Raw genomic sequence first — 13,176 nt, forward strand, 5'->3', positions numbered from 1 at the left:
GAAAATTCGTTATTATTTTATCAATCTCCTTCTAATATGCATTCCTTCGTTAAATTTTGGGGTAAAGTCTTTTTTTAGTACCCTGTAATATTACTATAACAGTTGTTTTCAACTTCGCAGTTAGCTTAGAAAATCAGCAAATTGCAGACCACTTTCTATTTATTCCCTTAAGATATCTTCCAGTGATATTATTAGATCATCAAAAATCCCAACTTGAATTTTATCAGCCCTACAGTATATTTCCGGACGTCCATATTTATTTTCCTTATTGAGCTTAAAAACTGTAACTGTTTCCTCTTCAGGTCTTATAATCCAGTATTCTTTAACTCCAAACTTTTCATAAGAGTCAAATTTTCTAATAATATCTTTTTTTACCGTATGCGGTGAAATAACCTCTACGACAAGGTCGGGAGCTCCTTTGCACCCTCTTTTATCCAATTTTGATCTGTCGCAGATTACTACAATATCAGGTTGTAAAACTGTAGAAGCTTCATCATCTGATTCTCCTTCACCAGCCATACGCACATCAAAAGGAGCAATGTAAACTTTGCAAGGTTTACCTTTTAAATAATTATAAAATTCTACAAACAATGCTCCAGTAATTTCTTGATGCCTTTTTGAAGGAGCAGGACTCATATTATATGGAACACCATCTATAAGTTCCCATCTCTCATCTTCAGGCCATTGCAGATAATCTTTGTAGGTATATCTCTCACCTTCATAATCTTCATATTTACTGACTATTTCCATGACGTAATTTTCAACAGCTTCACGCTTTTCCGGGTTTATATCAAGATACTCATATTTAATTTTTGGTGGTTCTTTACTTTCTATATATTGTCTGGCTGCTTCCCTTATAAGCTCTGACCTGGAGCGGGATTCTTGTTTGGCTACTTTATCAATTTTCTCCAGTAAATCTTTTTTAAATGAAAGATTAACAGTAACATTCTGCATTCAAATATCACCCCATAAATGCAAGACTTGTACTAAATATTGTATTTGAACATTACATGCAAGTAATTTATACAAATATTATATACAAACTTTGTATATTGTCAAGAAAAATAATTACCTGAACTTTTTTATGCTTTTCTCCGTTTTCTGTTTAATAAATAATTAATATTGATAGTAAACAGGGGGCAGGGACAACTGTAACAATAAAAATCATAAAATTTATTATAAATCCGGTTTAAAAATTCGTATGTATGTGATAAAATAGAAAAAAATGCTACCTATATGTAATCATAAAAACTGTGTAAGCATAGTAAACTTTTTTTAATAGAGAAGGGTTCTTATAAGTATTTTTTAAAATCTCAATGCGAGACGGGAAAGCTAGAAAGAGCCCGGAGGTTTACATTTTTATCCATAAAAGGAAGTGATATTATAAAAACCCGAATGAAAAATCTACTTCAGAGAATAGCGAATAATACAAGTATGTCACGGAAATACATTTTTTCTATAGTTTTTTTTGTGACGGTTACTTTCATATTTTTAACTTTTGCATATTGTTTTCATTTTCAGAAGATAATTGAAAGTGAGATTCTTTCGTCTTATGAACAAGTAGTGGAACAATATATAGCAAATGTAAATTATAAACTAAACTTGTATCGTAGTATGGCAGATGCTATTTCTGAAAACGGAGTAGTACAAGATATTATGTCAAGGCAAAATGAAATTACTCCTATGAATATTATGGAGACAATTAACAAATTAAGGAAAGAAATAACAAGTGTATTTCTAAAGAAAAATGAAGAAGATATTTACCTGATTGTTTTGTATACATACAATACAGATTTGCCCCTGGATGGTATGTTATTGAGAAATATTGAGCATGTTAAAGATGAGGAATGGTTTAAAAATATCAAACAAAAGAAGATTTTCTACAATTATTTCTTTCATACATCTCAAATAAATAATTTCAGGCTTTTATCCATAATAAGACCGATAATAAACATAAATGAAGGTGATTTTACTAAACATCTAGGTATTGTACAAGTAAGTTTAAAGGCAAATGAAATATTCAGATTAGCAAAGGAAATGTCTGAAAAAAATCCCATGGAGATATTAATTTTAGATCAAGAAAGAAATATTATATTCAATGATAACATAAACAGTGCTGATAACATCCTAAATAATCAAGACATACTTAATGGAAAAGTTAAAAATGGTCTAATCAGAGATGGTGGGAAAAAGAAAATTGTAGTCAATAAGAATATTCTTCCTTATGGATGGCAGGTTGTTGCACTCTTCCCTTATGATAAAGTGGAGTCAGAGATAAGAGCACTTAGCATGCTTATCTTTCTTATTGTTACTGTTATTTTAATAATCTCTGTTAGTCTAGCCTTAATGTTTTCTAAATTATTTACAAAAAGACTCCATTTACTCGTTCAAAAAATGAAAATGGTAGAAGAAGGAAAACTGCAAATTACAAATGTTATCGAAGGGAATGATGAGGTGGGACTGTTAGATAGAAAATTTAATAATATGGTGAAAAGACTAAAAAGTCTCATCAATGAGAATTACATTCAACGGCTGGAAAAAAGAGAAGCTGAGCTAAATGCGCTACAACTCCAGATTAATCCACATTTTCTCTACAATACACTAGAATGTATCAGTGCAATTGCTGCTATCCATAATTGCTTTGATATATGCAACATTTGTCAGAAACTAGGAGATATGTTCAGATATAACATAAATATGAAAAAAAACGAATTTGTGTCTCTTAAAGAAGAGATTAACCATATACAGAACTATATTTATATACAAGAGATGCGGTTTGAAGGGTGTTTTGAAGTACGATATAATATTCCCGAGGAATTGTCAGAATGTAAGGTGCTAAAATTTATTTTGCAACCGATTATAGAAAATGCCCTAAATCATGGTCTTGATGGAAAAGAAGAAAAGGGACATCTCTTAATTTCCGGTACAGTTCATGATAACGTGCTGTTTTTGACTGTCGAAGACGATGGTGTAGGAATGCCTCCAGGGAAAGTAGAAGAGCTGAATGCGTATATCAATCAGATTGATAATAATGAAATAGAGCAAGTAAAGAAAAGCATAGGGTTGAAGAATGTGAACGCAAGGATTAAAATAGTATATGGAGATATTTATGGTGTTTCGGTTGAGAGCCAATTAAATGTTGGTACGCGAGTAACTATCACCTTACCTTATTATAGGGAAAGTAAAGGGGAGGTATAAGTGTATAAAATATTGATTGTAGATGATGAAAAACTGATTCGAAGAGGTATAATTGCTAAACTTGTACACAACAAGATCGAGTTTTCCTGGATTGGGGAAGCTTCTGACGGAAAAGAAGCATGGGCTATGATAGAGTCGGAACGTCCACATATTGTTATTACCGATGTTCGGATGCCGGTTATGGATGGAATACAACTCATTAAAAACTGCCGTGAAAAGTACCCTCAAATGAAGTTTATCGTAATCAGTGGGTATGCCGAATTTGAGTATGCTGAACAAGCGCTGAATATGGGTGCTAGTGGCTACATCCTAAAACCAATTGATGATAAAAAACTGGCACAAATAATGAGAAGAGTGACAGAAGAAATTTCCAACTATCGAAAAGCTGAAAAAAATGCCAGGGAAGTTCTACTTTTTGAGAAAGAGAGAGAAAGTGTACGCCAGGAACAAATTCTTAACCAGATATTTTTTTCCTCCCAGACCCTTGAAGAAGAGATTTTGTTACAGCAAATCAACTTACCAAACGTTGATCAAAATACCAGTTATATTCTTGCACTGCTCCATGTAGATAGCTCGAGTTTTTATCAGTCATCTTTTAAAGTGGGAGATTTGGAGCTTATTAAGTTTTCCATCAAAAACATATTAAATGAAATTGATTTTGATTGCGGCAAAATTTTTGTCGATAACCTAAAAGATGTAAATCAGTTGTTTTTACTTTTTTATGACAGTGATGAGAATAAGCTTAAGAGATCCTGCAAAAAATTTATTATAAATGCATTTTCTTTTATCCAGAAGTACTTAAATATTTCTATAACGATTGCGGTAAGTGGGGTTGAAGGTAAGCTGTCAAATAAAATATATAAGCAAGCCTCTATTGCCTTTGACCGGAGACTGATTCAAGGGGGCAATCAAATATTTTTTTATGAAGAAATCAATGGATACTCCCAATTTTCTATTTCTAAGCATAAGTTCAAACTTTTAGAGAGATGTATGGAAATTTATGATTTAAATGGCATACAAAATGTTTTAAATGATATTTTTTCATCTAAAGAAGCCGTGGACATACCCGGAATTTATATAAGGTTGGCCTATTCCGAGGTAATCAGCAGCCTCTTGAAAGTTTGCAATAGATTTGATATCAAAGGTTTAACAGATTCTGAATTTTTATCTGGCAGAGTCATTGACTCTTTTGAGAACTCACGCCAAATTGTTGATTACCTTTATTCAAAGATTGTCGATACTTTAAAAGATAAAAAATTAGTTAGAGCTGACTGTAAAAAAATTATTGAAGATATAGAAGCTTTTATTCAAAAAAATTTTGCCAGTAAAATAACAGTCGCAGAATTGGCAAAGAAATATGCTATTAACCCCGATTATCTTTCTTTTCTTTTCAAACAGGAAACGGGGGAAAATATTACCAAGTATCTAATGGAAATTCGCATTGAAAGGGCTTGTAAATTATTAAAGGAGACAGAATTGACGATTTCCGATATTTCGTATAGTGTGGGATATCAGGATCAGCAATATTTTAACCGCATATTTAAAAAAGTGATTGGAATGACTCCAGGAGAATATAGAAATTTGAGTAAGGAATGCTCTGAAATTGAAAATTTAAATAAGGATCAATTCAAGTCCCGATTTTTAAAGTATTAAGAAAGATCAAAAACAAAACAAAGTTTTGTCCAAAAAGAATCAAAGTTTAATCCATATACACTAGTACTTTTTTCAATTATAATTATCCTATGGTTGATAGGGTAATATTTCAGTATTTCATAAATTTATATCAATGTATAAGGTATATTTTAGAGAGGTGGGCTAGTAACAATAATGAGGAACGAGCTTGTAAGTGTTTTGAGAACGTCAATTAAATTACATAAAAAACGTTTATATATAAAAAAAATATGGTATTTTAGACATATATACCTTTTCTTGCTGCCGGCTATTATCTGGTACGTGATATTTGCGTACTATCCAATGTATGGAGTTTTATTAGCTTTTAAAGATTTTAAATATAATTTAGGCATTTTAGGGAGCCCATGGGTAGGTTTTAAATACTTCGAAGCATTTCTTCTGGATCCTAGATTTTACACAGTTATAAAAAATACCCTAGCTATAAGTATATTAAAATTAATTTTTGGATTTCCTGCTCCGATAGTACTAGCACTCATGTTGAATGAAGTTATACATAATAGGTTTAAGCGTGTAATACAAACTGTTTCATATCTTCCGCACTTTGTTTCCTGGGTTGTGGTAGTTTCATTGATGCAAAAAATTCTATCTCCAAGTGCCGGAATATTAAATGATATACGATATCAGCTGGGAAAAGAACCGATATTTTTCATGGGACAGTCGTCCCTGTTTTACCCTTTGGTTGTTATGAGCGATATATGGAAAGGTGTCGGCTGGGGATCAATAATATATTTATCAGCATTAACTGGTATTGACCCTAATTTATACGAAGCGGCAGAAATTGATGGTGCAGGAAGGTGGAGTAAGATTTTCAAAATAACTTTACCATGCCTTGCTCCTACCATAGGCATACTACTTATATTGTCCTTGAGTAACATTTTGAATGCCGGATTTGAACAGATATATCTAATGCAAACTCCTCCTACCTTAAGTGTCTCAGAGGTGGTAGAGACATATATTTTAAAGAGGGGTATACGTCAGGGTGAATTTGCATATGCAACAGCAATTGGAGTATTTAAATCTTTTGTGTCAATGGTTCTTATTATAACTGTAAATAATCTTTCAAGAAAATACACCGAAATTTCACTCTGGTAGGCAATAAATGAAAACAAAGGCTACGATTTGGAGGAAAGATACATGAGTACAAGAAAAGCTACTATGTCAGACAAGATATATATGGTAATTAACTACTCTTTACTTACATTACTTGCAGTTACAACAGTATACCCTTTTATATATTTTTTGGTTCTTTCATTCAACGATGGCTATGATGCTATGAGAGGAGGAATTTACCTTTTTCCTCGTGAATTCACTCTTGAAAACTATCAGAAAGCTTTCCAACATCCGTTGATTCTAAGCTCCTTTTTGGTTTCAGTATCCAGGACGATTGTCGTAACCATACTAGCTGTACTGCTAACAGCAATGATGGCATATGCATTATCCAGGAAAGGGCTTCCCGGGAGAAAATATATTGTGTTTTTTTTCTTCTTTACTATGCTATTTTCCGGAGGACTGATACCTACTTATGTACTTTACAGACAATTAGGTATTTTCAATACTTACTGGGTTCTTGTAGTGCCTTCTTTATACAGTTTTTTTAATGCGATTATTATTAAAACGTACTTTGATACTATACCAGAAAGTTTGCCGGAATCAGCAAGAATAGATGGAGCAAGCGATCCGGTGATATTTTTTAAAATAATGCTGCCTTTGTCCGTACCGGTTCTTGCTACTATAGCCCTTTTTGTTAGTGTAGGTTGTTGGAATGATTGGTTTACAGGTGAGTTTTTTATACACGAGCAAAAGCTTAGGCCAGCCGCCACGCTTCTTCGCTACTTGCTAGCGGAGGCTAGTTTTGAGGAGAGTACCACGGCATTTGAAACTTCAACAGTGCAGCACGCAAGAGAAGCCATGCGAATTAGAGGTGTAACTCCCGAGTCATTAAGAGTGACATTTACAATACTCATTGTTACTCCAGTCCTATGTGTATACCCGTTTCTCCAAAAGTATTTTGTTAAGGGAGTTATGATAGGTTCTCTTAAGGAATAAGAAATAAAACCATAGCTTTTATAGCAAGCTTAGTAGTTAATTTCAGATAGTTAATAAAAGGCCGCTATGCCTTTTTGATAAAAAAAATTATGCTAGGAGGTATTAAAGTATGAAAAAGCTTAAATCAATTAAACTACTTTGTCTTTTTGTTTCACTTATAATACTTACATCCGGATTGGCTGCGTGCAAAGGTGATAGCAGTAAAACGGATACAACTAAACCAGAGACAATTAAAGGCGAAGCAGCAAAAACGGAGAAAAAGGAGGTTGAACTTACTTGGCTGCATTGCTGGTGTGGAGGTGGTGCAGGTTTTCCACAAGATCAGGTAAATAATCCAGTAGCAAAGAAAATTCGAGAACTCACAGGAATAACAATTAAAATGGAATCAATAACTATCCCGGAAACAGAAAAACTCAATACAATGTTTGCTTCGGGTGTATTGCCTGATTTTGTATATGCACCTTTCTGGGGTTCGAATGACGGAGAAGGCAAGATCCTTGTAAAAGCTGCTCAGGAAGGACAGATTCTAGCACTTGATCCTTACCTTGACAAGTACCCAAATATTAAAAACAATTTGCATACTTTTGTCTCTAAAGAATTTCTGGAATTTCACTTAAAACGTCCTGAGCTTGGAGGCAAAACATATTTTATGCTTAGAACTCCTGCTTCGCCTGAAGACTTGGACAATTGGGGATACGGAGTTTTTGCTCGCGGAGATATCCTTAAAGCTCTGAATATAAAACCTGGAGAGATTGATAGTTCTGAGAAACTATATGAACTTTTGAAAAAAATTAAGGCGGGCAACTTTAAAGACGCAAATGGTAAACCGGTATTTCCAGGAGGTACATTGCATAACGGTTGGGATTATCGAACGTACCTTTATTCCTGGTCAGATTATTACCTTTCGAGTTATAGAAAAGAAAACGATAAGATAATACATTATCTTTTCTCAAAAGATGAAGAAGAGAAGCTTATGTTTATGAGAAAACTTATGAAAGAAGGTCTTTTTGACCCTGAAGCTTTCAGCAATACTGATACGATGGCTAAAGAAAAAATGGCTGTTGGTAAACTAGCTACTGTTGGCTGCCATGCCTATAGTGTCGTTGATCAGTGTAAAGAGACACTTTACAAGACCAATCCTGAAATGAAGTACGAATTTCTTGGGCCTCTTAAGAATAAGAGTGGAAATATTCAAACACAAGTTGAGAGGAAAGGTGCAAGTGGAGGTGCCGTAACTTTTATAAGTGCAACTAGCAAAAAGGCGGAAGATGTCTTAAGGTTCCTCGATTTTATGAACAGTGAAGAAGGACAAATGCTTGCTTATTGGGGTATTGAGGGTGTACATTATGAAATTGTAAACGGAAAACCAAAGTGGCTACCTGAATGGAAACAAAAAATGGACAGCGACCCCAATGCATTAAGAGATTCGGGTATACAAATTATGCGCGAATTTATTCTTGCATATACCAAGTGGCCGAAACCGGAAGAAGAAAAAACCGAATATGACAAATGGCTGGAGGAAGTTGCTGCTAGAGCTCCAATTGTAGTTATTGACAAGATTGGTGCTAACGCTCTTCAGGAGGATTGGCCGAAAATTCAGGAATTTAGAGATGCAGTTGCGCTAGTTAACTATAGGGATGAATTTATAAGAGCCATATATGTACCTACTGACGAAGAAGCTTTAAAAATACTAAATGCTGTTAGAGAAACGTATAAAAAGGCAGGTATCGATGAGTTAACGGAATATGTTGCCAAGAAAGCAGCAGGAAGAGATGATATAGGCTGGTAAGTAAATAATGGTAAGTAAATAAAAACTATAAATAAAGGGGGGCTCTCTTAAAAGAGAGCCCTTAAGGCATAGCGGCCCTTTATAAACTATCTGATTTTCTATTAGTTCTTGATTTTAATATTGGAACTTAATGTTAGAATGATTAATTCAATAATCAGAATTATATGACAGCAATATTTATAAAAAGCATACTCATTTATTCAAATTCAATTGAGCCACTCATAAATAACCAGCTCCCTGAATAAATACATGTGGAATCAATCGCGAAATTTGTTAAAACAGAAAGCAGAGACAAAGTATGGCAGAAACAGAGGTGTTCATACCTGTCTATATAAATCTTTATTACATTTTCTGTTAACTTTAATATAAACTATACATGCAAGAAAGGGGGTCAGTATTATGGAATGGATTATCGAGCCGAATGAAATTGTTGATGAAGCTGAGAATACTACTTGTTGGTGCATATCCGGGCACTGTCCCTCACATATGTGTTCGTGCCCAAGTAAAACGCCCTGTTATTGCAGCATGACGGCATATAGCAGTTGCTATTAATGTAGCTTAATGACAGTTATGAAACTTCTGTTTTCTGCTTTATAAAGACAAAGTGTAATTCAAAATATAATACTTATGTTAAAGGATGGTGTAGACTTGATGAAAGCTTCCGTATTCAATATTTTTGTGGATACCGAAAATGGAGAAAAACTTCTGTACAACAGTTTTAGGAATTCCCTTGTCAAACTTGATAAAAGTACATATGAAACGTACAAAAAAATTACATTACAGGGTGGAGAAGATGCAATTGATATGTTGGATCCTTTGGTATTGGCAACTATTGCGGATTTTAAAAGGGGAGGCTTTATAATAGACGATGATATGAACGAAGTTGATTATATTAAGGTAGTTGATGTTCAAAGCAGATTCTCACACAGTAAAAATTTTGGATTAACCATAGCGCCCACCCTGGATTGCAATTTTGATTGCGTATACTGCTATGAGAATCACAAAGAACCCAAATATATGAGCAGGGAAACAGAGAATAAAGTAATTGATTATGTGAAGGAACATTTGGAGGATGACGGGTATCTTTCCATTACATGGTATGGTGGAGAACCACTGCTGGCACTTGAGACAATCTACCGCCTTTCAGAAACGTTTATAAAAATTACTGGTGATAAAAATGCCGGGTATGACTCTATGGTTATCACTAACGGGTACTTATTAAGTCGGAAAGTTGCTGAAAATCTAAAAAAATACAAAGTTACAAGGGCACAAATAACGGTTGATGGTGCACCGGAATACCATGATAGCGTAAGACGGCTCAAAAACGGCAAAGGAACGTTTGACAGAATATTAAGCAATATCAGGGAAGCAAAAGAAATATACGAAGAATTCATGATTTCAATAAGGATGAATGTAGGAAAAGAAAATGTGGATTCCTTTCCGGTATTTATAGACAAGCTGGAGGAGTACAAGATTAAAAATAAAATATCGCTGGGTATTTCAGAAGTTGAACCTCATGAGTATTTATGCGGTCAAGTCAATGATGCTACATTTACTCCTGAAGAGTTTTCAAGGGTATATGTCAGGCTTGTGGATATGGCAGTGGAAAGAGGAGTACCACTGGCAGTAATATCAAATAATAATTTGGCACACTGTTCATCTACAAAAAAAGACGCATTTCTTATAGGTCCTGACGGAAAGCTGTACAAATGCTGGGATGTTATAGGAAATCATTTAGAAAGTGTAGGAGAAATCGGCGAGGATATAAAAATATTGAATGGATCTTTAAAGTGGCTGGCATGGGATATGTTTAAAAATAAGATGTGCCATGAATGCAATGTCCTGCCACTTTGTATGGGTGGCTGCCCGCGCAAATCCCTTGTGAAGGATAAAATTGTTAATTCAATGGACCATTGTAATCATATAAGATACTGCATGCCGGAGTTGATAAAAATTATGTATAAGCAGCGGAGGCTTATGAAAAAGATAGGCTGAAGGGAGGGAGTAGCTTGAAAGCATCAATGTTTAATATTCTGACAGAGCAGGATGACGGGTCAATCCTATTTTATAACAGTATGTGGGGAACACTCGCCACTATGGATAAAAAAAGCTATGATATCTATAAAGCAATAATAGATACTGGATATAAAGAGGACGAAGCGGACCCTGAAATACATACCCTGGCTGTTCAGCTTAAGAAAGGCGGTTTTATTGTTGAAGACAGTATTGATGAACTTAAATGCCTGAAACAGCGGTATGAAAATAATAAATCATCCTTTTCGATATTTCGGTTATATATTGTTCCTACAAGTGCTTGTAATTTTGCCTGCAAATATTGCTACTATGAAGGTTGTGGAAATAATAAAATGCCGGAAGAGGTGCAGGACGCATTGCTGGAGTTTGTAAAAAAAAGAATCGGAAGCAGAAAAGTTCTGAACATTGTATGGACAGGAGGTGAGCCGACACTTGCGCCTGATGTTATTATTCGCCTTTCAAAAGGATTAATGAAAATTACAAAAGAACTAGGCATAGCTTATGTTTCATCCATCTTTACAAACGGATATCTTTTTGACAGAGATATGGCGGAAGAACTGTATGAGTATGGTGTACGTATAGCTCAGATTGTAGTGGACGGTCCGCGCCAGGTGCATAATCAAAGAAGACCTTTGATTAACGGTTCTGGAACTTTTGATGTTATTATGAAAAATCTCAAAGATATATCAGCAAAAATGGATGTAGCATTAAGGGTAAATCTTGATTCAACGAATGCGAACAGCCATAATATTACAAGCCTGCTTGATTCTCTCAGACAATGTAATTTGCCTGGAACTACTATTATTGAACTGGCGCATGTAATGCCGTTTACTTCACACTGCTTTGAGTTTATCAAGAAATACGGTCTAAGTAGTAAAGAATTTGGGGACAGGCTTTCCAAACTTTATCCACTGGTTTATGAGAGTGGTTTCAGGCCGAAGATTGACATATCTCCTGAAATAAGTATTTCTCCCTGTATGACAGATAGTTGTTTTGGCATTTCGGAAGAAGGAGATCTCTACAGATGTTTTTTGCTTATAGGGGATAAAAATGAATGTGTGGGAAATCTTTTAAAAGATAACAGTTCTCTGGAAAACGACAAGAAATATATCATATGGAATACATGGAGTCCATTTTCACAGGAAGAATGTCGCAAGTGCAATATACTTCCCATATGTATGGGAGGAGGATGTCCTTTGTATGATGTTGTTCAGAATGATGATTTACATAAAGATGTCCGTTGTATACCGTTAAAATTTTATATAAATGAGGCCATAAAATTAAATTGCAGGATGCTGCAGAGATGGAGGAAAGATGAAAATGCAATATAGAAAGCTAGGTCGGACAAATCTGGATGTATCGTTTATAGGTCTCGGAGGGCTTTATTTCCCAGCTCTTTCTAATGTAGAGGCTGTAAAGATAATAATGAAAGCCAATGAACTTGGAATAAACCTTATTGAACTGGGGAGAGCATATGTGAATAGTGAGGAAAAAGCTGGGTTTGTTATGCAGAAAAAGCGAAATGAATTTTGTATTGCTACTAAGACACCTCAGAGAAAAAAAGAAGGTGCAATGAGAGATATAGATGCAAGTCTTACCAGCTTAAAAACGGATTATATAGATGTATATCAGTTGCATCAGATCGATAGCCTGGAAATGCTTGACAGGGTATTGGAACCTGATGGCGCCTGTGAAGCATTGAAACGTGCTAAGGAACAGGGTAAAATCAGGTATACGGGTATTACAGGCCACTCACCCACTGTTCTTACAAAAGCTATAAAGACAGGTGAATTCGATACTGTGCAGGTTTTGTTTAATATTGTAGAAAGGGAAGCCCTTTCTGAACTTATTCCGCTTGCTCAAGAAATGAATATAGGTATTCTTGGTATGAAACCTTTCGGGGGTGGGGCTTTCCTTGAAAAAGACAGTAGCATATTTGCAGTTTTGAATAAATATACCGGCACTGTTACCAGGACACTTTTGAGATTTGTACTATCCTTCAATATATCATCTATACTTGCGGGGGTAAAGACCATAGAGGAACTCGAAGCAAATATTACTTTCAAAGAAACGTTTAAACCTTTTTCAGACCAGGAGATTGTCAATATTATTAGTGAAATTGACAGTCTGGGTTTAGAAAGGGAAAAATTCTGCCACCGATGTGGTTATTGCTTATGCTGCCCGCAGCATATTGATATTCCTCTTATTTTAAGACTGGATGAGTATTTACATAAATATGGAAGTACAGGTTGGCCTGTCCAACAATACAGCCATATTAGACAAAACGCGTTAAAATGTGTACAGTGTGGTCATTGTGAAGAGAGATGCCCATTTAAACTTCCAATTAGGGAAATGCTAAAAGCTGCACATAAAAGGCTTTCCTCAATTTCTGCATACAATGGTTCTCAGTAAAGCCA

Annotated in this window: 10 protein-coding genes and 1 pseudogene; 9 read left to right on the forward strand and 2 right to left on the reverse strand. The window is 34.8% G+C overall.

Annotation, left to right across the window (positions count from 1 at the left end):
- Positions 1 to 159: 159 nt before the first annotated feature.
- Both HPY74_03885 and HPY74_03890 read right to left on the reverse strand, forming a co-directional pair.
- Positions 160 to 750, reverse strand: a complete 591-nt coding sequence (locus tag HPY74_03885; GenBank protein ID NSW89819.1) for a Uma2 family endonuclease — start codon at positions 748 to 750, stop codon at positions 160 to 162.
- A 45-nt stretch (positions 751 to 795) separates the two neighbouring features.
- Positions 796 to 954 (reverse strand): annotated as a pseudogene (locus HPY74_03890) (ribbon-helix-helix protein, CopG family).
- Between the two features lie 609 nt (positions 955 to 1,563).
- Between HPY74_03890 and HPY74_03895 the strand changes: the two are divergent.
- The 9 genes from HPY74_03895 to HPY74_03935 all read left to right on the forward strand — a co-directional run bounded on the left by HPY74_03895 (position 1,564) and on the right by HPY74_03935 (position 13,171).
- Positions 1,564 to 3,198, forward strand: a complete 1,635-nt coding sequence (locus HPY74_03895; GenBank protein ID NSW89820.1) for a sensor histidine kinase — start codon at positions 1,564 to 1,566, stop codon at positions 3,196 to 3,198.
- Positions 3,199 to 4,851: a response regulator gene (locus tag HPY74_03900; protein ID NSW89821.1), complete on the forward strand. Its 1,653-nt coding sequence runs from the start codon at positions 3,199 to 3,201 to the stop codon at positions 4,849 to 4,851.
- Positions 4,852 to 5,025: 174 nt separating this feature from the next.
- A complete protein-coding gene (locus HPY74_03905; protein ID NSW89822.1) occupies positions 5,026 to 5,982 on the forward strand; it encodes a sugar ABC transporter permease in 957 nt (318 codons plus the stop codon).
- Positions 5,983 to 6,024: 42 nt separating this feature from the next.
- Positions 6,025 to 6,936: a carbohydrate ABC transporter permease gene (locus HPY74_03910; GenBank protein NSW89823.1), complete on the forward strand. Its 912-nt coding sequence runs from the start codon at positions 6,025 to 6,027 to the stop codon at positions 6,934 to 6,936.
- Positions 6,937 to 7,045: 109 nt separating this feature from the next.
- Positions 7,046 to 8,725 carry an extracellular solute-binding protein gene (locus HPY74_03915; protein ID NSW89824.1) on the forward strand — a complete coding sequence of 560 codons (1,680 nt, stop codon included), beginning with the start codon at positions 7,046 to 7,048 and terminating at the stop codon, positions 8,723 to 8,725.
- Between the two features lie 399 nt (positions 8,726 to 9,124).
- On the forward strand, positions 9,125 to 9,277 hold the full coding sequence (locus tag HPY74_03920; GenBank protein ID NSW89825.1) for a hypothetical protein: 153 nt from the start codon (positions 9,125 to 9,127) through the stop codon (positions 9,275 to 9,277).
- A gap of 99 nt (positions 9,278 to 9,376) precedes the next feature.
- A complete protein-coding gene (locus tag HPY74_03925) occupies positions 9,377 to 10,720 on the forward strand; it encodes a radical SAM protein (GenBank protein NSW89826.1) in 1,344 nt (447 codons plus the stop codon).
- Between the two features lie 14 nt (positions 10,721 to 10,734).
- Positions 10,735 to 12,090: a radical SAM protein gene (locus HPY74_03930; protein ID NSW89827.1), complete on the forward strand. Its 1,356-nt coding sequence runs from the start codon at positions 10,735 to 10,737 to the stop codon at positions 12,088 to 12,090.
- Complete coding sequence (locus HPY74_03935) at positions 12,080 to 13,171, forward strand: aldo/keto reductase (protein ID NSW89828.1); 1,092 nt, start codon at positions 12,080 to 12,082, stop codon at positions 13,169 to 13,171. The genes HPY74_03930 and HPY74_03935 overlap by 11 nt, the downstream gene beginning before the upstream one ends.
- Positions 13,172 to 13,176 lie beyond the last annotated feature (5 nt).

This window comes from Bacillota bacterium (genome assembly GCA_013314855.1).
In the GTDB taxonomy this organism is placed as follows: Bacteria; Bacillota; Clostridia; order Acetivibrionales; family DUMC01; genus Ch48.

What these genes read in the sequence shown, in the direction of transcription:
- HPY74_03885 (NSW89819.1), bottom strand. Translation starts at nt 750, where the DNA reads ATGGAAATAGTCAGTAAATATGAAGATTATGAAGGTGAGAGATATACC.
- HPY74_03905 (NSW89822.1), top strand. Translation starts at nt 5,026, where the DNA reads ATGAGGAACGAGCTTGTAAGTGTTTTGAGAACGTCAATTAAATTACAT.
- HPY74_03910 (NSW89823.1), top strand. Translation starts at nt 6,025, where the DNA reads ATGAGTACAAGAAAAGCTACTATGTCAGACAAGATATATATGGTAATT.
- HPY74_03915 (NSW89824.1), top strand. Translation starts at nt 7,046, where the DNA reads ATGAAAAAGCTTAAATCAATTAAACTACTTTGTCTTTTTGTTTCACTT.
- HPY74_03920 (NSW89825.1), top strand. Translation starts at nt 9,125, where the DNA reads ATGGAATGGATTATCGAGCCGAATGAAATTGTTGATGAAGCTGAGAAT.
- HPY74_03925 (NSW89826.1), top strand. Translation starts at nt 9,377, where the DNA reads ATGAAAGCTTCCGTATTCAATATTTTTGTGGATACCGAAAATGGAGAA.
- HPY74_03935 (NSW89828.1), top strand. Translation starts at nt 12,080, where the DNA reads ATGCAATATAGAAAGCTAGGTCGGACAAATCTGGATGTATCGTTTATA.